Here is a 21,633-nt window from a genome sequence, read left to right as displayed (position 1 = left end):
GTCAAAGGACTGACGAAGAATATTTCCATATCTGTAAACAGCGATACGAACGCCAAATAAATGGCAGATAAATACCGCCATCCGGGACCGTCCCGCCGGATGATCCGCCCGGCCACCGAGGTGACGCCCTCGCCAGCTGCGCCGGCTCCTACCGCGGTCCGCGATGCCGCGTAGGAGCCGGCGAAGCTGGCGAGCGCAGCAACCCCGAACGTCAGGCTCGATTGGCCATGGGGCGCGGGAGTCGCATCAGGCCAGCTCATCCAACTGCCGCAGCAGATCCGCACCCAGGCTCAGCTCGCTGGCCGCGAGGTTGTCCTGCAGGTGCGCTACCGAGCCGGTGCCGGGGATCAACAGCAGGTTCGGCGCCCGCTGCAGCAGCCAGGCCAGCGCCACGCGCATGGGCGAGACCGCCAACTGCTCGGCCACCTGCGACAGCGCCCGGGATTGCAACGGGGTGAAGCCCCCAAGCGGAAAGAACGGCACGTAGGCGATGCCCTGCGCGCCCAACTCGGCGATCAGCGCCTCGTCGTCGCGGTGGGTCAGGTTGTAGTGATTCTGCACACACACCACCGGGGCGATGGTCTGCGCCTGCCTGACTTGCACGGCGCTGACGTTGCTCAGGCCCAGATGACGGATCAGGCCTTGCTGCTGCAACTCGGCCAGGGCGCTGAACTGCTCCAGGATCGAGGCTTCATCCGGCGCGTGGACATTGCCCCAGGCGCGAAAGTTGACCACCTCCAGTTGCTCCAGGCAAAGGTTGCGCAGGTTGTCGTGCACCGCGCGGGTCAATTCGGCCGGGCTTTGCGCCGGATTCCACGAAGCATCGCTGCCGCGCACGGCGCCTACCTTGGTGACGATCACCAGATCGTCGGCATAGGGGTGCAGGGTTTCATGAATCAACTGGTTGGTGACATGCGGGCCGTAGAAGTCGGAGGTGTCGATATGGTTGACCCCGGCCTCGAGGGCGGCGCGCAGCACGTCTCGGGCGGCCTGCGGGTCTTGTGGCGGGCCGAACACGCCGGGGCCGGCCAGTTGCATGGCGCCGTAGCCGAGGCGGTTGACGCGGCGGCTGCCGAGGGTGAAGGTGCCGGCTTTGCTTGCTGTAGTCATGACCAATGCCTTGCTCAGTGAGTGTGTGGGCCCACTATAGGGATTGACCGGTGCGGTGATAATCCGCTGCAATCGGCACGGGTTGTACGGGAGAGCGAACAGTGGCAATGGATGTTCAAGATTTGCTGGCCTTTGTCGCCGTGGTCAAGGCTGGCGGCTTTCGCGACGGCGCGCGCGCCAGCGGCAAATCGGCGTCGAGCCTCAGCGATGCGGTGCGCCGCCTCGAGGCGCGCCTGGGGGTACGCCTGCTCAACCGCACCACCCGCAGCGTGGCGCCGACCGAGGCCGGAGCGCGGCTGATGGAACGCATCGTGCCGGCCCTGGCCGAGGTCGAATCGGCGCTGGACGTGGTCAACGACTACCGCGAGCGGCCCTCGGGCACCTTGCGCCTCAACGTGCCGGTAAGCGCCTCGCGGCTGGTGCTGCCGGCCATCGTCACGCCGTTCCTCAAGGCCTACCCGGACATTCGCCTGGAGGTGATCGTCGAAGAAAGCTTCGTGGATATGCTGGCGGCCGGCTGCGACGCCGGCATCCGCTACGAGGAGCGCCTGGAGCAGGACATGATCGCCGTGCCCATCGGCCCGCGCCAGCAACGCTTCGCCTGCGCCGCCGCGCCGGGCTACCTGGACCTGCGCGGGCGCCCCGAGCACCCGCGCGACCTGCTCGCCCACGCCTGCCTGCGCGGGCAGTTTCCCAGCGGCGCCATGCCGGCCTGGGAGTTCGAGCAGGCCGGGCAAGTGATCAACGTCGAGCCCAGCGGCCCCCTGCTGGTGCGGCTCGGTGGCGCCGTCGACCTGGCCGTGCAGGCGGCGGTGGATGGCCTGGGGCTGGTGTACCTGTTCGAGGACTGGCTGCGCCCCTACCTGGACAGCGGCGCATTGGAGCCGGTGCTGGAACCCTGGTGGCCACGCTTTACCGGCCCCTTCCTGTACTACCCGGGGCGCCGCTACCTGCCGGCGCCGTTGCGGGCGTTTGTCGAGTTCATCAAGCAGGCTTGAAACCGGCTGCCCGCGTGGCCTGTCACCCGGCGCAAACCCACACTGAATAAAGGGGAACGCCTGCTGGATCGATGCAGTCAGACCTGTTGACGACTACTAAAACAATGGGTGAGCACATCGTGTCGAGCAAGCCAGGCAACTCGTCGTTGGACGACCTCAGCATGCTGGGCGCAGGCTATTCGCCGATCGCACTGATCGCCCGCGAGCGTCAAGTCCTCAGCGAAATTGCCACCGGTTTGCCCCTGGGTCAGGTCCTGGAAAACCTGCTGCGGGCGGTCGAAGTCGCCAGCGGCAACAGCATGATGACTTCGGTGCTGCTGCTCAGCGACGACGGCCAGACCATGCTTCACGGTGCTGCGCCCAGCTTGCCTGCGGCCTACAACCAGGCGGTCAACGGCCTGCCCGCCAGCGAGGGCATCGGCTCCTGTGGCACGGCCATGGCCCGCGGCACTGCGGTGTACGTCAACGAGATTGCCACCGACCCGTTATGGCAGGACTTCGTCGACCTGGCCCTGGGCTTCGGCCTGCACGCCTGTTGGTCGATGCCAATCAAGGGCGCGACCGGCGACCTGCTAGGCACCTTCGCCATCTACTATCACGAACCGCGAGCGCCCACCGAGGGCGACATCGAGGCCATCTTGGTCATCACCCAGACGGCGGCCCTGGCCATCGAACGGCACCGCTCGGACCTGAGCCTGCGGCGCAGCCAGGATGAGCTGCGCAGCCTCAACGCGCAGCTTGAACAGAAGGTCAACGAGCGCGCCCGCGAGCGCAGCCTGACCTGGCTGATCAGCCCCGACCTGCTCTCGGTGCTGGATGCCGACGGCACCCTGCAATCGACCAACCCGGCCTGGGGCGTGACCCTGGGCTGGAGCGCCGAGGAGCTGCACGCCTCCTATGCCAGCTTCCTGCATCCCGACGACGTCGAGGCCAGCGCCGCCACCTTCAGCCTGGCCATGGCCGGCGAGCCGATCCTGCGTTTCGAGAACCGCTACCGCCACCGCGACGGCTCCTACCGCTGGCTGTCGTGGGTGGCCGTGCTCGAAGAAGGCCGCCTGTACTGCAGCGCCCGGGACATTACCCAGGAGAAGGAACACGCGACCATGCTCGACATGCGCACCCGCGAGCGCGATCGCGCCTGGGGCCTGTCCCAGGAGCTGTTGATGATCGCCATGCCCGACGGACGCTTCGAGGCGGTCAATGCCCGCTGGACCGAGCAGCTGGGCTGGAACGAAAGCGAGCTGCTGGGCCAGCCGTTTCCGCACTTCACCCACCCCGACGACCTGGCCGCGACGCTCGCCGCCTTCAACAGCATCTTCATCAAGCCCTTGACCCTGCCCCACGAATTTCGCCTGCGCCACCGTGACGGCAGCTACCGCTGGTTCAGCTGGACCGGCACCTATGAAGAAGGCCGGATCTACGCTGCCGGACGCCACGTCACGGTCGAACGAGCCCAGGCCGAGGCCCTGCGCCAGTCGCAGAAAATGGAAGCGGTCGGGCAATTGACCGGTGGCGTGGCCCATGACTTCAACAACCTGCTAACGGTGATCCGCTCGTCCACCGACCTGCTCAAGCGCCCCAACCTGACCGAGGAGCGCCGCAGTCGCTACGTCAACGCCATCTCCGACACGGTCGAACGCGCCGCCCGCCTGACCGGCCAGCTGCTCGCCTTTGCCCGCCGCCAGGCGCTCAAGCCGGAGGTGTTCGCCGCCTGCGACGGTGTGCGCGCGATCGGCCAGATGGTCGGCACCCTGGCCGGCTCCCGGGTCGAGATCGACATGCAGCTGCCGGAGGACGCCTGCCTGATCAACGCCGACCCCAACCAGTTCGACACGGCGCTGGTGAACATGGTCGCCAACGCCCGCGACGCCATGGCGGGCGAAGGTCGCCTGACGATCAAGGTCGAAGCGGTGGAATTCATGCCGGGCGTGCGCATGCATCAGCGCGTGGTCGCGCCCTTCGTTGCCGTGTCGATCAGCGACACCGGCGTGGGCATCGGCGCCGACTGCATCGAGCATATCTTCGAGCCGTTCTACACCACCAAGGGCGTCGGCGAAGGCACCGGCCTGGGCCTGAGCCAGGTGTTCGGCTTCGCCAAGCAGTCCGGCGGCGAGGTGCTGGTCACCAGCGAAGTGGGCAAGGGCAGCACCTTCGTGCTCTACCTGCCGCGCGTCAGCGAGCGGCCCCGTCAGCGGGTCCAGCTGATCGAGCCCGAGCCGTTGGCCGACGGCCACGGCACCTGCGTGCTGGTGGTGGAAGACAACGAGGATGTCGGCACCTTCGCCACCCAGACCCTGCGCGAGCTGGGCTATGTCACTGTGCTCGCCCAGAACGCCGAACAGGCGCTGGCCGAGCTGGCCCGTGACGTCGGGCGCTTCGATGTGGTGTTCTCCGACGTGGTGATGCCCGGCATGAGCGGCATCGAGCTGGGCCGGCTGATTCACCTGCAGCACCCCGGCCTGCCGGTGCTGCTGACCTCGGGCTACAGCCATGTGCTGGCCCATACCGGCAGCTCGGGCTTCGAGCTTTTGCACAAGCCCTACTCGGTGGAACAGCTGTCGCGTACCTTACGCAAGGTCGTGGAGCTTCAGCGGCGCAATTCGGCCCTCGGCAAAAGAATCGACAGCTGATATCGCTTCGCCGCCTTTCCGGGACGCCACTGGTCAGCAAATCCGCCGCGACCCTGGCGGATTTCGGCAAGCCCATGCTCAACGTCGATCTGCAATGAACCCGCTGCACGGCTGGCCCATCGGCGGCCAGCGGTGCAGCCCTGTCAGCTCAGTCGAGGTCGGCCGCCGAATGGCGCTCCGGCACCTGGCTGGCCTCGTCACCCCAGGTCCTGTTGACCCGCATGCCGCGCTGCACGGCAGGACGCTGGGCAATCTCTTCGGCCCAGCGCTGCACATGGGTGTAGCTCTGCACGTCGAGGAACTCGGCCGCCGAATACAGGTTGCCGCGCACCAGCTGGCCATACCAGGGCCATACGGCGATGTCGGCGATGCTGTAGTTATCCCCGGCCAGGTAGCGACTCTGCGCCAGGCGCCGATCCAGTACGTCCAGCTGACGCTTGGCTTCCATGGTGAAGCGGTTGATGGGGTACTCCAGCTTTTCCGGCGCATAGGCATAGAAATGGCCAAAGCCGCCGCCCAGGTAAGGCGCGGCGCCCATCTGCCAGAACAGCCAGTTCAGCGTTTCGGCGCGCTCGGCAGGTGCGGTCGGCAGCAAGGCGCCAAACTTGTCGGCCAGGTACAGCAGGATGGAGCCGGATTCGAACACCCGGGTCGCCGGCACTGCGCTGTAGTCCAGCAACGCCGGGATCTTGGAGTTGGGATTGACCTCGACGAAGCCGCTGGAAAACTGGTCGCCCTCGCCGATGCGAATCAGCCAGGCGTCGTACTCGGCGCCGCTGTGGCCCAGGGCAAGCAGCTCTTCGAGCATCACCGCGACCTTCACGCCATTGGGCGTGGCCAGCGAGTACAGCTGCAGCGCGTGTTCGCCGCGTGGCAGCTCCTTGTCGTGGGTGGGCCCGGCGACCGGCCGGTTGATATTGGCGAAATGCCCGCCCGAAGGCGCTTCGGGTTTCCAGACTTTGGGCGGAACGTAGGCAGCGTTGCTCATGGGAGGGACCTTATATGCGGACTTGGCGTCTTTCTCGGACTTGCCATCATAGCCGCAGTTCAGCGCTGTGGAAGGGTCTGGTCCCTCCCCCACCTTGGGTCGGCACCCCGGCGGCTGATCGGCAGGCAAAAAAAAACCCGCCGAGGCGGGTCGTTTTTCGTATCGCAACCATTCCAACATCCTGTCGGCGGCCTTCCAGGCCAATGGTGAATCTTCCGTGACTCTCGAAGCGCTCCTGCGCTACGTCGATGGGTTCAATTTATGGGATCCAAGCCCTGGTGTAAACGGCCATTTGCCGTCGTGGCGTGTAAGCCTTTCGCTATACCCGATGCCGAAATCGCCGCCGGGGATGAGCGCACCAGGCCCCCCACAGCGCTGCGCCCGTTGTGCGAAAGCCGCTCAAGGCCGCAGCACGATGGCCCCCGATGACTTCCCGGACTCAAGGTCCGCATGGGCCTGAGCGGCGTCTTCCAGCCCATAGCTGCCCCAGATCCGCGGGGTGATGATGCCGTCGGCCACCGCCGCCAGCACATCGGCGGCGCGCTCCTGATACTCGGCGGCGCTGGCGGTATGGGCGACGATCGACGGGCGGGTCAGAAACAGCGAGCCCTTGCTGTTCAGGGTGCCCATCTCCACCGCCGCCGGGGCGCCGGACGACGCGCCGAAGGACACCATCAGCCCGCGCGGGCGCAGGCTGTCCAGCAACGCCTCGAAGGAAATTCGCCCGATCGGGTCGTACACCACGTCCACCTTGCGCCCGTCGGTGATGCGCGCGACCTCTGCCGCCAGCGTCGCCGGGTCGAACACCAGCACCTCGTTGCAACCCAGCGCACGAGCCTTTTCCACGCTGGCCTGGCGTGACACCACGCCGATCACGAAAGCGCCCAGGTGCCGCGCCCAGGGCGCCATCAGTTCGCCCAGGCCACCGGCCACCCCATACATCAGCACCGTGCTGCCCGGCCCTACGGCAAAGGTGCTCTTGAGCAGGTACTGCGCCGTGATGCCCTTGAACAGCACCGCTGCAGCGTCCTCGAAGGACAACTGCGCCGGCAGTTTCACCAGCCGTTCGGCCGGGTACAGCCGCGCCGAGGCGTAGCCGCCCAGCGGCCCGGTGGCGTAGGCCACGCGATCGCCCGGGCGCACGTTGTACACCCCGCTGCCGACCGCCGCCACCAGCCCGGCGCCCTCCAGCCCCAGGCCCGAAGGCAGCGGCACGCGCACCGCGCCGTTGCGCTGGGTGACATCGAGGTAGTTGACCCCGACCGCCTGCTGCTCCAGCCACACTTCGCCGGGCCCCGGCGCGGCGTCCTCCACCTGCACCGGCTGGAGCACCTCGGGGGCGCCGGGTTCGCTGAAGCGCATTGCAATGGCCATGGTGATCTCCTGTCTGGGGTCTTGTTCGAGCCGCCGGGTATCGTTTCCCGCGGCGCCTGCCCCGTCGGTGGGGCGTGCGCAATCGTGCAGGGGCCGGCGAAACTGGCGAAGGCAGCCACTTCGGTGCCGGCCAAATCCGCGACGGTCATTATCAGAGACCACCAGTATGGCCGCGCAGCTCAGCTCGGCCAGCGGCAATTTTGCCGCCGGCCCCTGCACGGATGCGTCAGGCCACCAGCTGACGGCTGTTACGCCACAGATAGCGGCCGCCGTCGGCGATCAGCAGCCCGACCGCCACCCAGATCGGCAGGTAGGTCAGCCACTGCGCCGGGCGGATCTGCTCGCCCAGGGCGATTGCCACGCCCACCAGCAGCACCGGCTCGACGTACCCGAGCAGGCCGAACAGGCTGAACGGCAACAGCCGGCCGGCGATCACGTAGCTCATGAAGGCCGTGGCGCTGAGCACACCCAAGCCCAGCAGCAGGGCATACAGGCGCGGCGCCTCGGCAAAGGCCGCCCCACCCTCGGCACAGGCGAACCAGGCGGCCAGTGGCAAAGCCAGCAGGGTGTCGAACCACAGGCCGCCCAGGTGCGCGGTGGCCAGGCGCCGGCGCAGCATGAAATACAGCGGCAGGCCGCCGGCGACCACCAGGGTCGGCCAGGCGAGGCGGCCGACCTGATACAGCTCGTTGACCACGCCAGCCGCTGCGCACAGCGCGGCCAGCTTCTTGAGCGAGGACAGCCGATCGCCATACAGCACCCGGCCGATCACCAGCATCGCCAGCGGCAGCAGGAAATACCCCAGCGAGACGTCCAGGCCATGGCCGTTGAGCGGCGCCCACATGAACAGCCATTGCTGCACGCCCAGCAAGGCGCTGCTCAGGCACAGCAGGCCCAGCAGCGCCGGGCGCTGGCGGATGCGCAAGAAAATCTGCGTGACCTGCTGCCACTCGCCCGTCACCACGATGAACAGGCTGATCAACGGCAGCATCAGCAGCATGCGCCAGCCGAAGATGGCGTCGCCGCCCAACGGCGACAGCAGCGTGGTGTAGAAATACAACGAGGCGAACAGGCAGGATGAAGCCACCGATAACACGACACCTTTGTACAAGGGGCCTCCGCGGGTCAGGTCTGGATGAGGGCTTGGCCGGCCGATCGCGTGGCATCGGCGCAGGGCGCCATTGTGACAAGCATGGGCGCCGGCGGCGAGTGCGCATTTCCCATCTGCGGCCTTCCAGATTATTCTGTGGGCTGATTTTCCCTGCCGAAATTATGTGAGCTGCTCATATGAAGATCGATGACATGGACGCTTTCGTCGCCGTCGTCCGCTGCCAGTCGACCAACCAGGCCGCCGAGGCCCTGCAACTGACCCAGCCGGCAATCACCCGGCGCCTGCAGAACTTCGAGCAGGATTTGGGCGCCACCCTCCTCGACCGTCAGACCAAACCGCTCAAGCCCACGCCCATGGGCTGGCGCGTGTACGAGCAGTGCAAGGCCATCCTGCGCGAGATCGACTCGCTGCGCGAGCTGGTGGCCAACGACGGGGCGCCCAGTGGCACCTTGCGCCTGGGCGTGCCGCAGACCCTCGGCGATGTGGTGCTGCTCGACGCCCTGGCAAAGATCCGCGAGCGCTACCCGGAGCTGCGTACCCAGGTGGTCAGTGGCTGGGGCAGCAGCCTGATCGCGCGCATGGAAAACGGCGACCTGGACGCCGCCGCCGCGCTGTTTCCCAGTGGCAAGATCTTCCCCGAAGGCATCGCCAGCCAGTCGCTGGGCCACATGGCCCTGCAGGTGGTGGCCGCCAAGGGCAGCCTGGGCAGCCGCAGCCTCAAGCTCAAGCAGTGCTACGCCCAGGGCTGGGTACTCAACCCCGACGGTTGCGGCTTTCGCGCCGGCCTGCAACGGGCCCTCAGCGAACAGGGCCTGGCCCTGCAGATCAACCTGGAGACCTTCGGCACCGAGCTGCAGCTGGGCCTGGTGGCCAATGGTCAGGGCCTGGGCCTGGTGCCTGAACCGCTGCTGGCCATCAGCGAATACCGCGACCGCCTGAAAGTGATCAAGCTCGTGGATTTCAAGCCGCAGGTCGACCTGTGGCTGTTCCACCCAAGGTACCTGGGCAATCTCCAGGACGCAGTGGAGGTGTTCGGCGCGGCGGCCGGCAATCTGTTGGGGCTGTGAATGCAAGGGCGGTTGGCGGCCCGGTGGCCGTCGCCGCATATAGCCAAAAAATAGCTCAAAGTAGCCATCAGTGATTATTCAGCGATAAAAAACCTTGCTAACGTGCCTGCATACACACCCAGCCAGCAGTCACGGCCATGTCCAACTATCTCGATGCCCACCACCGCCAACAGATCCATGCCTTGCAGCGCAGCTGGACGGCGCGCAGCGACTGGCCGACCTGGCTGTTGCTGAGTGCCACCTACAGCGCCTGGTTCGCCCTGGTGCTGCACGTGCGCGAACTTGGCCAGCTGGCGACCGTGGCCCTGCTGGTGCCGGTCATCGTGTTGTGGATGTCGCTGCAACACGAGCTGCTGCACGGCCACCCCAGCGTCTGGCGTTGGCTGAACAAGCTGCTCGGGTATGCGCCCTTCGCCCTTTGGTACCCCTACACGCTGTACCGCGACAGCCACCTGCTGCATCACCGCGACGAAGCCCTGACCCGCCCGCAACTGGACCCGGAAAGCCGTTACCTGGATGTGCCGCAATGGCAGCGAAGCGGCGCGGCTCTGCGCGGCCTGCATTGGTTGAACAAGACCTTGTGCGGCCGCCTGCTGGTCGGCCCGCTGCTGGCGCTGGGCGGGCTGGCCAGCGGCGAATGGGCGCGCCTGCGCCGTGGCGACCTCCAGGCCCTGGGCATGTGGCTGAGCCACGGCGCCTGGGTCGGCGTGCTGCTATGGTTCGTGAACAGTCAAGGTCTGGCGATCGCCAGTTATGTGCTGGCGACCCTGCTGGCGCTGGCGGTGTCGATGGTGCGCTCCTACTACGAGCACCGTCCGGCGGCCGAGCCGCAGCAACGTTCGGTGCTCAACGAGGCTGGCTGGCCGTGGCGCTGGCTGTTTCTCAACCTCAACCTGCACCTGGTGCACCACGACCTGCCCGGCCTGCCCTGGTACTACCTGCCGCGGGTCTACGCCGAGCGTCGCGAGGAGTGGCTGGCGCGCAGCGGGCAGTTCCTGGTCAAGGGTTACGCCGAGCTGTTCGCTCGCCACGGCCTGCGCCCCATCGACAGCCCGCAGCACCCCTGGCACTAGTCTTCAGCCGGCAAAGAAACGATTGGCGGGGCGCGGCAGGCCGAGATTCTCCCGCAGCGTGCGGCCTTCGTACTCGCGCCGCAGCAGCCCACGCCCCTGCAGCTCGGGCACCACCTTGTCGACGAAGTCGGTGAGGCCGCCGGGCAGCCAGGGGAACATCACATTGAAGCCGTCGCTGGCCTCCTGCTCGAGCCAGGCCTGCATCTGGTCGGCAATGCTCTGCGCCGTACCGACGAAGGCCAGCCCGGCGTAACCGCCCAGGCGCTGGGCCAGCTGGCGTACGGTCAGGCCTTCGCGGTCGGCCAAGGCCAGCACCTGTTCACGGCTGGTCTTGCTGTCGTTGGTTTCCGGGATGGGCGGCAGGTAGCCGTCGGGGTCGAACTTTGCCGCGTCGGTGCCCAGCGCGATCGACAGCGAGGCGATGGCGCTGGCGTAGTGCACCAGGCTGTCCAAGCGGGCGCGGGTGGCCTGGGCCTGCTGCAGCGTGTCGCCCACCACCACGAACGCCGCCGGGAGGATTTTCAGGTGCTCGCGCTGGCGCCCGAGTGGCGCCAGCCGCGCCTTGACGTCGGCATAGAAGCTGCGCCCCTCTTCCAGCGAACGCGGCGCGGCAAAGATCACCTCGGCGGTTTCGGCGGCCAGTTGCCGGCCGGGTTCGGAAGCCCCCGCCTGCACGATCACGGGCCAACCCTGGGGCGGCCGGGCGATGTGCAGGGGGCCACGCACCGACAGGTGCGGGCCTTTGTGGTCCAGGGTGTGCAACCGCGCGGGGTCGAAGAACACGCCGCTGTCGACGTCGCGGATGAAAGCGTCGTCGGCCCAGCTGTCCCACAGGCCGGTCACCACATCATAGAACTCGCGGGCCCGGGCATAGCGCTGGTCATGGTCCAGGTGCTGCTCCAGGCCGAAGTTAAGTGCCGCATCCGGGTTGGCGGTGGTGACGATGTTCCAGCCCGCGCGGCCGTTGCTCAGATGGTCCAGGGAGGCGAAGCGCCGGGCCACATGGAAGGGTTCATCAAAACTGGTGGAGGCCGTGGCGACCAGGCCCAGGTGTTCGGTGCACTGGCTCAAGGCAGACAGCAGGGTGAAGGGTTCGAACGAGGTACTGGTGTGGCTGCGCTTTAGGGCCTCCAGCGGCATATTGAGCAACGCCAGGTGGTCGGCCATGAAGAACGCGTCGAACCGGCCACGCTCCAGGGTCTGGGCCAACTGCTTGAGGTGCTGAAAGTTGAAGTTGGCGTCCGCCCAGGCACCCGGATAGCGCCAGGCGCCGGTATGGATGCTGATCGGGCGCATGAACGCGCCGAGCTTGAGTTGCCGAGGGGTGGTCATGTAGGGCTGTACCTCTGCTGGAGTGGCTGCAAGACATCCGAGCTTCTCCATGGGCGCTGCTGCTTGTCCAATAGCCAATCGTTGCGGCTTATAGCCAGCGGTGCTTAGCGGGCGGTGCTTAGCGACCGGTGCTTGGCGGGCGAAGGGGACCCAGCCAGACGGAACACCGCAGCCAGGGTCTGGCCGCCACCGTTGCATACGCACGGATCTATCCTAATTCTAAAAAGTTATTTATTTGCTCATTCTTATGTCATTTAGCATTGGCCTATCGCCATCATCTGCACCTGACTGATAACAAGGATCGCCATGTCGCTCGGTACCCTCGCCCGCTTCACCCGCCCGCTGCTCGCCGCCGGCGCCCTGCTGGCCCTGTTTGCTCCCGGCGCTCAGGCCGCGAGCGCGCCCGCCGAAGTGCACCTGGACTACGCCTACTACTCGCCCACCAGCCTGGTGCTCAAGCATTTTGGCTGGCTGGAGCAGGCGCTGCCGGACAGCAAGGTGACCTGGACCCTGAGCCAGGGCAGCAACCGCTCGCTGGAATACCTCAACAGCGGCAGTATCGACTTCGCTTCCACGGCAGGGCTCGCCGCCGTGCTCAGCCGCGCCAACGGCAGCCCGCTGAAGACCGTGTACGTCGCCAGCCGCCCGGAATGGACCGCGCTGGCGGTGCGCAAGGACTCGCCGCTCCAGACCCTGGCCGATCTCAAGGGCAAGAAGATCGCCGCCACCAAGGGCACCGACCCCTACCTGTTCACCCTGCGCGCCTTGCAGACGGTTGGGCTGAACAAGGACGACGTCGAGCTGGTGCACCTGCAGCATCCAAACGGCCGGGTGGCCCTGGAAAAAGGCGACGTCGACGCCTGGGCCGGGCTCGACCCGCACCTGGCCGCCAGCCAGATCCAGGCCGGTTCGCGTCTGTTGTACCGCAATGTCGACTTCAACAGTTATGACGTCCTGAGCGTCACTGATGCCTACGAGAAGGCCCAGCCCGACACCATCAGGACAGTGCTCGGCGCCTACGAAAAAGCCCGCGACTGGGCGCGTCAGCATCCCGACCAGCTGGCCGAGCTGCTGGCCAAGGAATCCGGGCTACCGCTGGAAGTGGCCAAGCTGCAGCTGTCGCGCACCGACTTCACTAATGGCACACCAGGTGCCGAGCAGGTCAAGGCCTTGAAGGCGGCCGCGCCGATCCTGGTGTCCGAAGGCCTGGTGCGCAAGGGCGTCGATGTCGACCAGGTGGTCGATCAATTGATCGATCCGCAGTTCGCCAGCCAACTCATCAAACCCTAGGCCCCCTGGCCGCACGGAGCTCTTCGACCATGGCCATACCTTCCCCACGGCTGGCCGCCACCGCCACCGCAGCACCCCCGACCGCAACGGCCCTGCGCTGGCGCCGTCGCCTCAAGGGTCTGCTGCTGCCGGCACTGATCATTGTGCTGCTGGAAAGCGTCGTACGTATCGGCTGGCTGCCCGCCTACCAGATGCCCGCGCCCAGCGACGTTGCCGTGACCCTCTGGGAACTCGCCCACGGCGCACTGGGCAAGCACATCGTCGCCAGCCTGGTGCGGGTGCTGCTGGGCTTCGTCATTGGCGCCAGCCTGGCGCTGCTGTTCGCCGCCTGGGTGGGCCTGAGCCGCGAAGCCGAGGCCTATCTGGAGCCGACCTTCGCCGGCCTGCGGGCAATCCCGAGCCTGGCCTGGGTGCCGTTGCTGCTGTTGTGGCTGGGCATCGACGAGACCGCGAAAATCGTCCTGATCGCCATCGGCGCGTTCTTTCCGGTGTACGTCAACGGCGTGGCGGCGATCCGCGACATCGACCGGCGCCTGGTCGAGGTCGGGCAGATGTACAACTTCGGACGCACCCGCCTGATCCGCCGCATTCTCTTGCCGGCGGCGCTGCCCGGGCTGTTCACCGGCCTGCGCAGCGGCCTGAGCATGGCCTGGATGTTCCTCGTGGCGGCTGAATTGATCGCTGCCACCAAGGGCCTGGGCTACCTGCTCAGCGATGGCCGGGAAACCTCGCGGCCCGATATCGTGCTGGCGGCGATCATCGTCCTGGCGCTGCTTGGAAAAATCAGCGACGGGCTGCTGGCCGGCCTGGAACGGCGCTGGCTGCATTGGCGCGACACGTTCACGGGGCAAGCATGAACCTTCTCGATCTTGAAGTGCAGCGCAAGGCGTTCGCCGACACGCTGGTATTGCACAACGTACGCATCCAGCTCCGGCAAGGTGAAGTGGTCACGCTGCTGGGGCCCAGCGGCTGCGGCAAGAGTACCTTGCTGCGCATCGTCGCCGGGCTGGAGCGCGACTACAGCGGGCGCCTGCAACTGAACGCCAGCGAAGTCGGCCTGGTCTTCCAGGAGCCGCGACTGATGCCCTGGCTGAGTGTCGAACGCAACGTCGGTTTCGCCGACGACCCGCGCTACGACAAGGCCTGGGTCAGGCAGCTGCTGACCGAAGTCGGCCTGGCCGGTTTCGAGGCGGCGTTGCCCAAGGCGCTGTCCGGCGGCATGGCCCAGCGCGTGGCGATAGCCCGCGGGCTGTATGCGCGGCCCCAGGTGCTGCTGCTCGACGAGCCCTTCAGCGCGGTGGATGCCTTCACCCGCTTCAAGTTGCAGGACCTGCTGCTCGAGCTTGCCCAGCGCCATGGCATCGCTCTGCTGCTGGTGACCCATGACATCGACGAAGCGCTGTACCTGAGTGATCGGGTGTTACTGATGGGTCATCGACCCAGCCAGGTGCGTGACGAATTGCTGGTAGAGCTGGCCCATCCACGCGACCGTCGCGACCCGCTGCTGGCCGAGCTCAAGGCCCGGGCGCTGACCGGGTTGCAGCAGGCGCATGTGATCTGATGTGGCCGTGGTCGCAACGGGTTCACCTGCCCTTCGCCAGCTTCGCCGGCTCCTACATTTGCTTCGAACGTGCCGTTTCAGTGGCAGTACCTGTGACCGCCTTGGTGCATGGGCCGTCTGTCGTCGAACATCAAGAGCGGTCAACCGTTGTTTGCAACCATAGAATCTCCTACGCCATTGGCGACGGTGCACTGGGTGGCGTAGGAGCCGGCGAAGCTGGCGACAGAAACACCTCAGCCCCCCCTCAATGCACCAGAATCTACGACAGGAACGCCTGCGCCCGCGCCGCCAGACGCCGCGTGGCCAGATGGGCCAGCAGTTGCAGGGCGCCGCAGAGAATGAAATAGACCAGGGCCACGAACAGAAAGATCTGTGCCGGGTGCACCATGACCCGGTTGCTGACCTGGGTGGCGACGAACGACAGCTCGCCGACGCCGATCACATAGGCCAGTGAAGTGTCCTTGATCAGCGACACCCACTGGTTGAGAAACGACGGCAGCATGATCGGCAAGGCCTGCGGCAGGATGATCAGCCGCAGCACCTGGCCGGGCCGCAGGCCCAGCGCCTTGGCCGCCGCCCACTGCCCCGCCGACAGGCTGCGGATGCCGGCCGCCACCGAGTGCGCCAGGTAGGCGCCGCCGATCAGCGCCAGCGCGCAGACCACGGTGGCCAGGGCCGGCACGTCATAGTGAAAGACGATGGGCAGCAGAAAATAGCTCCAGAACATCAACATCAACACCGGGATCGCGCGCAGAAAACCCAGCACCGCGACCAGCAGCGCCGCCGGCCAGCCGCGCGCCAATACCAAGGCGATGCCCAGGCCCAGGCCCAGCACCCCGGCCGCCAGCCCGGAGAGCACGCTGAGTAGCAGGGTCAGGGCCGCGCCACCCAGGGGGCCGTCCGGCCAGGCGCCGATCAGCAGATAGTGCAGGTTGTCGCTGATAACCGAAAAGTCCATGACTCAAGCCGCTCCCTGGCGGTAACGCCGACTGTGCTGGATCAATTGCCCGAGCGCTTCGATCACCGCGATGCTGGCGACATACAGCAAGGTGGCGTAGCCGAAGGCCTGGAAGGTCTTGAAGGTCTGCGTCTCGACCTCGCGCGAGGCATAGGAGAGCTCGGCAAGGCCGATGGCCATGGTCAGCGACGAGTTCTTCAGCGCATTCATGTACTGCCCCAGCAGCGGCCCCAGGGCCGTGCGCAAGCCCTGGGGCAGAATCACGTGGCGCCACACCTGGCTCGGGCGCAGGCCCAAAGCCAGGCCGGCGGCGCGCTGCTGGCGGCGCACCGAGTCGAGCCCGGCGCGCAGCTCCTCGGCAATGAATGCCGTGCTGTAGAGGGTCAGCCCCCAGAACCCGGCGATGAACTCGAACGACGGCCAATCCACCTGCCACGGGCCCAGGGACAGGCTGCGCGGGGTGTTCAGCCAGGTGATCAGGTCATCGGGGAGCATGGCGGTGACGCCGAAGTACCAGAAAAACAGCTGCACCAGCAGCGGCGTGTTGCGAACCAGCAGCAGGTAAAGCCGCGCCGGCCAGGCCAGCCAGCGCACGGGCGCCGAACGGGCCAGGCACAGCAAGGCGCCCAGGCCGGTGGCTGCCAGGCACACCAGCAGGGACAGGCCCAGGGTCAGCAGAAAGCCATCGAACAACCAGTGCAGGTATTGCGGGGCCAGCCATTCACCAAACATAGAAAACAGTCCACGACATAGACAACGGCAGGCAACAGGCCTTGGAGGTGGGAGGGGCAAAGCCCCCGAGCGGCCGCCAGGCCGGTTGGCTCTGCCCGGCTGCGATCAGCCCTTGTCGCCGATCTTGAACAGCCGCGCCAGAGGGGTCCTGGTCTGCGGACCGAACCAGGTGTCGTAGATCTTCTGCGCCTGGCCGTTGGCTTCCAGTTCCACCAGGGTCTGGTTGACCACATCGGTCAAGGCGGTCTCGCCCTTGGGCAGGCCTACGCCGATCAGGTCATTGGACACGGTGAAGGGCGGCACTTCGTATTTGTCCCGATCCGGAACGTTGGCCAGCAGGCCGATCAGTTTCGGGCCGTCCTGGGTGATCGCCTGGACGTTGCCGTTGCGCAGCGCGGTGAAGGCGAACGGCGTGTCGTCATAGGCCACCACCTTGGCGCCCGGGAATTTGGCGCGCAGCACGATTTCGTTGGTGGTGCCCTTGTCGACGCCGACGCGCCAGCCATTGAGCTCGTCCAGGGATTTGAGGGTGCCCTTCTTGACGATGAACTGCTGGCCGGAGGCGAAGTACGGCGTGCTGAAATTGACCTGCTGCGCGCGCTCGGGAGTGATGGTGAAGTTGGCCAGTACCAGGTCGACCTTGTTGGCCACCAGCAGCGGCACTCGGTTGGCCGGGTTGGTCGGCTGCAGCTCCAGCTTGACCCCCAGCTTGCCGGCGATGGCCTTGGCGTAGTCGACGTCCAGGCCTTCGAGCTGGCGGGTCTGCGGGTCGATGAAGCCGAACGGCGGGTTGCTGTCGAAAGCGGCGACACGCAGTACGCCGGATTTCTTGATGTCGTCCAGGCGATCGGCCTGAGCGACACCGGCCAGCAACGCAAGGGAAAGGGCAGACAGGGACGCGATGGCAGCGATTTTTTTCATGGCGATTCGACTTTTGTGATTGGCAGTTGGGCTAAATGCCCGAGTGCAAAGCTTTGCAGCAAGTCGAAAAAACCAAAAGGAATATAATATTATTTGGTAATACTTTAATTGCATAAGCGGCGGCCTGCTCCAGGCAAGGCGCCGCCCGGCATCAGAAGGTCGACTGCACCTGCAGGCCGGCCACCACCGCGTTCTGCACTTCGCGCACACCCCCCGGGTGGGCAACGTACTGCAGGTTGGGCCGCACGCTCAGCCAGTCGGTCACCTGCACACCGTAGTTCAGCTCGATGTTGTACTCGCTGTGCTGCTCGGGCAGGTAGTCGTCATCGGCGTAGCTCGAGCCACCGACGGCATTCGCCGCCCGGGCGTTGCGCAGGAACTGCCTGCTCGCCTGCAGGCGGGCGACGCCCAGGCCCAGCGTGTCATCCGGGCGCGCGGCGAACGGACCCTTGAACACCAGGCCCAGGCTCTGGTAGCTCTGGACCGGCGTGGTCGCGGCATCGTAGGCGGCAACGCTGGCAGTGAGCACCAGGCCGCGGCTGGCGTTGCCGTCGACCGTGGTCAGCTGCTGCTTGCCGATCAGCCACCAGCCATGGCGGCTGCTGTCGCGGCGGTAGTCGTCTGCAGTCACGGCCGCCGGCTGGTTGCTCTCATCCTTGTACAGGTCATCGACCTTGGCAGTGCTGTAGTAGTAGCCGGCGTGGTATTCGCCCGGCAAGCCCGCCACGCTGGGTGTCCAGACCACTTCCAGCGGCAGCAGCGAGCCTTCGGTGCCCGAGCCTGCCAGCTTGAAGCCGTTGTCGTTGGCCAGGTATGACGGGTTGACCGCGAACACCCCGGCCTGCACGTAGAGCTGATCGCCAAGGGCGTACTTGAGCCGCGCCGCCCAGGTGCTGACCGGGCCGTTGTAGGCGCTGTCCATCCAGTTGCCGGTCTGCGAGTCGCACAGCGCCAGGTTCTGGAACTGGCAGTCCTGCACCGCGAATTCATCGCCGAAGGCGAAGCGGCCGGCCTTGAGCTCGAGGCGCTTGTCGAGCCAGCCCTTGCTCAGCCACAGCTCGCTCAGGCGGGTCACGCTGCCGCCGCCGTAGACCTCCTGGGTGTCGGCAAAGGATTCGCCACGCGGGTCGTCCAGACGCTTGTCGTTGAGGCTGTCACCGTTGCGATTGGCCACCTGGAGCATGAACTGGGTGTCCTGCCAGCCCAGCAGCTTCTCCAGATCCAGGCCCACCCCCAGGGTGAACTGATCGGCATAGCGGGTGGTGTGGCGCTTGTCGTAGCCGCCGCGCAGGTTGGAGGACGATTCGCCGGTGTAGTCACCCTGGACCTGGATGCCCTGCGCCAGCCAGGCGCTGCGCAGGCCGCCCCAGTCGCCGGTCATGCCTTGCGTGGGTTCGTCGGCATGGACGGCGAGCGAAGCGCTGCACAAGCCAAGCATCAAGGAAGTGGTTGCACCCAGGCGCAGGGTGCGTGGAGCAGGAAAGGACATGGCACGTTTCCGTTTCGAGGCGGCAGTAGTAGGCGCCGAGGGCAGTGCCCTCGGAACGCGAAGAATGAAGCGGGGGTCGGGCTCGGGACATTGCCGAGGCCAGCGCGGCAAGATGTTATATTGTAACAATTCAAAGTCAAGCGCCGACCCGTTCAGGGTCGTCTGCGCATGTAACAGACCGCCTAGAGCGCCCGAGCGTTCAGCAGCCTGACCCCCAGGCCAATGAACAGCGCGCCGGTGAGCCGCTTGAGCGAAGCCACCCAACGCACCGCGCCGACCCTGCCGCGCAGGCGGTACGCCGCGTGGCAGTAGAGCGAATGCACCAGCACCACGGTGGCGGCGATGCTCAGGTACATCACCGCGAACTGCTCGAACAGCGGCCGATCATGGCTGAGAAACTGCGGCAGGAAGGCGCAGAGAAAGATCATCGTCTTGGGGTTGCTGGCCGAGACCAGAAAGGCTTCGCTGCCGATGCGCCATTGCGAGCGGGGCTGGGCCGGGGGCAGCTCGCCTGGCGCGGCGCTCGCCTTCGGCGCCAGCAGCTGGCGCAGGCCGAGATAGATCAGGTAGCCCGCCCCCACCAGCTTCAAGGCCAGAAAGGCGGCCGGTACCGCCAGCAGAAGCGCGCCCACGCCCAACGCCACACCGCTGGTGACCAGCAGTTGCGCCAGCAGATTGCCCAGCAGCGTCACGCCCATGGCGGACGGACCGTGGCGCAGGGCGTTGCGCACGATCAGCAGGACGTTGGGGCCGGGGGTCAGGGTGGTGGCCAGGTAGGCGAGAGCGAACGTCAGCCAGAGGTGCATGGGCATCGAGGGGCATCCTGCATGAGCGGTGGGCGGCCTGCGCAGTCTAGCTCAAAGCACCCGGGCATCGAGCAGGTGCACCCCGACACCGATGAAAATCACCCCGCAGGCGCGCTTGAGCAACCCGACCCAGCGCCCTGCCCCCAGCCGCCGGCTGAAATGGTAAGCCAGCAGGCAGTAGGTCGAGTGCACCAGCACCATCGTGGCCGCCATGGTCGCGAGCATCAGCAGCAACCTGCTCAGCGCCTGGCCCTTGTCGATGAATTGCGGCAGGAACACGCAGAGGAACATCAGGGTGTTGGGGTTGCTCGCCGAAACCAGAAACGCCTGCCCGGCCAGCTGCCAGGGCGACGCCGGGGCCGCCACGGGCAGCTGGCCGAGCGCGACGGCCGCCGCCGGGCGGGCGAACAACTGACGCACGCCAAGGAAGATCAGCGCGCCCGCACCGATGATCTTGACCGTCATGAACGCCCCGGGCACCGACAGCAGGAGGGCACCCACGCCCAGTGTCACCGCCGAGGTCAGCAGCACCTGTGCCGCGAGGTTGCCGGCCAGGGTCGCGGCGGTACCCCAGGCGCCGTGGCGCAGGGTGTTGCGCACGCTGAGCAGGATGTTCGGTCCGGGCGACAGCGTGGTCGCCAGGTAGGTGAGGAAGAACATGACCCAGTGATGCAATGCCATGCTGCCCCCGACGCTCGCGGCGATTCACGCAGCCAGAGCCTAGCAGCGCGGCTGCCAGGCCGTCGGACCGTGCATCCGCTATTGCGCGCCAGCGGGTACGGAGTCGAGCCCGGTCTTGCGCACGATCTCCTGAGCCTGGGCCGAAGACAGGTAGGCCAACAGCGCCCGGGCTTCGTTCGGATGCTCGGCATTGACCGGAACCCCGGCGGCATAGCGGGTCACCGACTGCAGGTCCTCGGGGATCTTGCCAACGAAGGTCACGCCGGGCACCGGCAGCAACTCGGCGACCTGCTGGAAGCCCAGGCTGTAGTCACCCTTGGCGACCACCGAGGCTACCGGAATGCGTTCGATCATCTTGCCCTTGGGGCCGACCTGGTCCTGCACGCCGAGTTTCCTGAACAGCTCCTTCTCGATGTACACGCCGCTGGCGCTGTCGGAATAGGCGATCGAGGGGGCGTTGAGCAGCGCCGCCTTGAGCCCGGCGTCGGTGTCGATGGCCGGCCGCGGCTCGCCGGCCTTGACCACCATGCCGATGCGCGAGTCGGCCAGCTCCACCCGCGACGCCGGGTCGACCTTTCCCTGTTTGATCAGGTCGTCCAAGGCGTAGCCGACCATGATGACCACATCGGCCGGCTCGCCGCGGGCCAAGCGGTTGGGAATCGCCTCGGGCGCCTTGCCCATCGACGGCCCGAGGATGGTCTGCACGGTGTCGCCGCTGGCCGCGCTGTAGCCAGGAGCCAGTTGCTGGTAGGCGGCGGTGAAGCCGCCGGAAGTCATGACGTTGAGTTCGGCGGCCTGGCTGACCGAGGTCAGGCAGGCCAGGAGCAGAGGGGCGAACAGCCGGGTCATTTTTTCGGGCCTCTTGTTGTGGGGGAAGTATGGAGTCGGCGCCGGCCCTGCAGGAGTGGGCGCAGCGAGATCTTGATCCGGAACGGGCCGAAGCGCAAACCGGCCATTGGCCTTCCCACCAGGCCAGCGCAGCGGGCAGTCAGTCCATTGGCAACGCCACCTGGGCCGGGTCCACCCCGCACATCTGCGCAAGCACCTGCACCAGCAGCGAATGATCCTCGCGCGACGGCAGGCCGGACACGGTGACCACGCCGATGCAGCCCACGCCGCGCACCCTGAGCGGAAAGGCGCCGCCGTGGCTGGCGTAGTCGGCCGCAGGCAAGCCCATGGCCAGCTCCATACTGATGCCCTCCTCCTGCCCGGCCAGGCCTACGGCATAGGAACTCTGGTCCATCATTTCCACCACGTTGCGCTTGCGCCGGGCCCAGTGGGCATTGGCCGGGGCGGTACCGGGCATGGCATAGAGGAAGACCGTGCGCCGGTTCAGGCGCACTTCGATGGTGGTGGCGACCTGGGCGGCTTCACAGGCCAGCTTGAGCCGCTGGCCCAGGTCCCAGGCGCTGGCGTGGTCGAACGATGGGAACTGCAGCAGCTGCTCCTGACGGGCGATGCATTGCAGGTCCTCGGCGATTTCTCGGGTCATGGCGAACGCTGGCAAGGGGA

General features: G+C 66.6%; 20 protein-coding genes. 7 read left to right on the top strand and 13 right to left on the bottom strand.

What is annotated here, in order from left to right:
- Positions 1-246: 246 nt before the first annotated feature.
- Positions 247-1,110 carry an aldo/keto reductase family oxidoreductase gene (locus SFA35_RS11660; protein WP_320578460.1) on the bottom strand — a complete coding sequence of 288 codons (864 nt, stop codon included), beginning with the start codon at positions 1,108-1,110 and terminating at the stop codon, positions 247-249.
- A gap of 101 nt (positions 1,111-1,211) precedes the next feature.
- Between SFA35_RS11660 and SFA35_RS11655 the strand changes: the two genes are divergently transcribed.
- Positions 1,212-2,108 (top strand): LysR family transcriptional regulator, encoded by an 897-nt coding sequence (locus SFA35_RS11655; RefSeq protein ID WP_320578457.1) that lies wholly within the window; start codon positions 1,212-1,214, stop codon positions 2,106-2,108.
- A gap of 104 nt (positions 2,109-2,212) precedes the next feature.
- On the top strand, positions 2,213-4,738 hold the full coding sequence (locus SFA35_RS11650; RefSeq protein WP_320578455.1) for a PAS domain-containing protein: 2,526 nt from the start codon (positions 2,213-2,215) through the stop codon (positions 4,736-4,738).
- A gap of 148 nt (positions 4,739-4,886) precedes the next feature.
- Here the strand turns inward: SFA35_RS11650 and yghU are convergent, their stop codons facing one another.
- The 3 genes from yghU to rarD form a co-directional block, all read right to left on the bottom strand.
- On the bottom strand, positions 4,887-5,726 hold the full coding sequence (gene yghU / locus SFA35_RS11645; protein ID WP_320578453.1) for a glutathione-dependent disulfide-bond oxidoreductase: 840 nt from the start codon (positions 5,724-5,726) through the stop codon (positions 4,887-4,889).
- A 399-nt stretch (positions 5,727-6,125) separates the two neighbouring features.
- A complete protein-coding gene (locus SFA35_RS11640; RefSeq protein WP_320578451.1) occupies positions 6,126-7,100 on the bottom strand; it encodes a quinone oxidoreductase in 975 nt (324 codons plus the stop codon).
- Between the two features lie 226 nt (positions 7,101-7,326).
- On the bottom strand, positions 7,327-8,211 hold the full coding sequence (rarD, locus tag SFA35_RS11635; protein WP_320578449.1) for an EamA family transporter RarD: 885 nt from the start codon (positions 8,209-8,211) through the stop codon (positions 7,327-7,329).
- Positions 8,212-8,387: 176 nt separating this feature from the next.
- On the opposite strand from rarD, the gene SFA35_RS11630 reads away from it, so the two are divergent.
- Positions 8,388-9,278 carry a LysR family transcriptional regulator gene (locus SFA35_RS11630; RefSeq protein ID WP_320578447.1) on the top strand — a complete coding sequence of 297 codons (891 nt, stop codon included), beginning with the start codon at positions 8,388-8,390 and terminating at the stop codon, positions 9,276-9,278.
- Between the two features lie 137 nt (positions 9,279-9,415).
- Entirely contained in the window at positions 9,416-10,351 is a 936-nt protein-coding gene (locus SFA35_RS11625) for a fatty acid desaturase (protein ID WP_320578444.1), read from the top strand.
- Positions 10,352-10,354: 3 nt separating this feature from the next.
- On the opposite strand, the gene SFA35_RS11620 is transcribed toward SFA35_RS11625, so the two are convergent.
- Positions 10,355-11,683: an LLM class flavin-dependent oxidoreductase gene (locus SFA35_RS11620; RefSeq protein WP_320578442.1), complete on the bottom strand. Its 1,329-nt coding sequence runs from the start codon at positions 11,681-11,683 to the stop codon at positions 10,355-10,357.
- 306 nt (positions 11,684-11,989) lie between these two features.
- Between SFA35_RS11620 and SFA35_RS11615 the strand changes: the two genes are divergently transcribed.
- Genes SFA35_RS11615 through SFA35_RS11605 form a run of 3 tightly spaced genes read left to right on the top strand, consistent with a single transcriptional unit; the run spans position 11,990 to position 14,534 of the window.
- Positions 11,990-12,973, top strand: coding sequence for an aliphatic sulfonate ABC transporter substrate-binding protein (locus SFA35_RS11615; RefSeq protein ID WP_320578440.1), 984 nt, complete (start codon positions 11,990-11,992; stop codon positions 12,971-12,973).
- Positions 12,974-13,002: 29 nt separating this feature from the next.
- Positions 13,003-13,830, top strand: a complete 828-nt coding sequence (locus SFA35_RS11610; protein WP_320578438.1) for an ABC transporter permease — start codon at positions 13,003-13,005, stop codon at positions 13,828-13,830.
- On the top strand, positions 13,827-14,534 hold the full coding sequence (locus tag SFA35_RS11605) for an ABC transporter ATP-binding protein (RefSeq protein WP_320578436.1): 708 nt from the start codon (positions 13,827-13,829) through the stop codon (positions 14,532-14,534). Before SFA35_RS11610 ends, SFA35_RS11605 begins: the two co-directional genes overlap by 4 nt.
- A 259-nt stretch (positions 14,535-14,793) precedes the next feature.
- Here SFA35_RS11605 and SFA35_RS11600 read toward each other — a convergent pair whose 3' ends face one another.
- The 8 genes from SFA35_RS11600 to SFA35_RS11565 form a co-directional block, all read right to left on the bottom strand.
- The gene (locus SFA35_RS11600) at positions 14,794-15,492 is read right to left on the bottom strand and encodes an amino acid ABC transporter permease (protein ID WP_320578434.1); all 699 of its coding nucleotides are present in this window, start codon (positions 15,490-15,492) and stop codon (positions 14,794-14,796) included.
- A 3-nt stretch (positions 15,493-15,495) separates the two neighbouring features.
- On the bottom strand, positions 15,496-16,224 hold the full coding sequence (locus tag SFA35_RS11595; RefSeq protein WP_320578431.1) for an amino acid ABC transporter permease: 729 nt from the start codon (positions 16,222-16,224) through the stop codon (positions 15,496-15,498).
- A 105-nt stretch (positions 16,225-16,329) separates the two neighbouring features.
- Positions 16,330-17,145 carry an ABC transporter substrate-binding protein gene (locus SFA35_RS11590; RefSeq protein ID WP_320578428.1) on the bottom strand — a complete coding sequence of 272 codons (816 nt, stop codon included), beginning with the start codon at positions 17,143-17,145 and terminating at the stop codon, positions 16,330-16,332.
- 151 nt (positions 17,146-17,296) lie between these two features.
- The gene (locus SFA35_RS11585) at positions 17,297-18,634 is read right to left on the bottom strand and encodes a carbohydrate porin (RefSeq protein ID WP_320578426.1); all 1,338 of its coding nucleotides are present in this window, start codon (positions 18,632-18,634) and stop codon (positions 17,297-17,299) included.
- Between the two features lie 182 nt (positions 18,635-18,816).
- Entirely contained in the window at positions 18,817-19,446 is a 630-nt protein-coding gene (locus SFA35_RS11580; protein WP_320578424.1) for a LysE family translocator, read from the bottom strand.
- 45 nt (positions 19,447-19,491) lie between these two features.
- Positions 19,492-20,121, bottom strand: coding sequence for a LysE family translocator (locus SFA35_RS11575; RefSeq protein WP_320578422.1), 630 nt, complete (start codon positions 20,119-20,121; stop codon positions 19,492-19,494).
- A gap of 78 nt (positions 20,122-20,199) precedes the next feature.
- Entirely contained in the window at positions 20,200-20,970 is a 771-nt protein-coding gene (locus SFA35_RS11570) for a substrate-binding domain-containing protein (RefSeq protein ID WP_320578421.1), read from the bottom strand.
- A 139-nt stretch (positions 20,971-21,109) separates the two neighbouring features.
- Positions 21,110-21,613 (bottom strand): heme-degrading domain-containing protein, encoded by a 504-nt coding sequence (locus SFA35_RS11565; protein ID WP_320578419.1) that lies wholly within the window; start codon positions 21,611-21,613, stop codon positions 21,110-21,112.
- Positions 21,614-21,633: the final 20 nt, after the last annotated feature.

This window comes from Pseudomonas sp. HR96 (assembly GCF_034059295.1).
GTDB lineage: Bacteria > Pseudomonadota > Gammaproteobacteria > Pseudomonadales > Pseudomonadaceae > Aquipseudomonas.
This window is presented reverse-complemented; position numbering and strand designations above follow the sequence as displayed.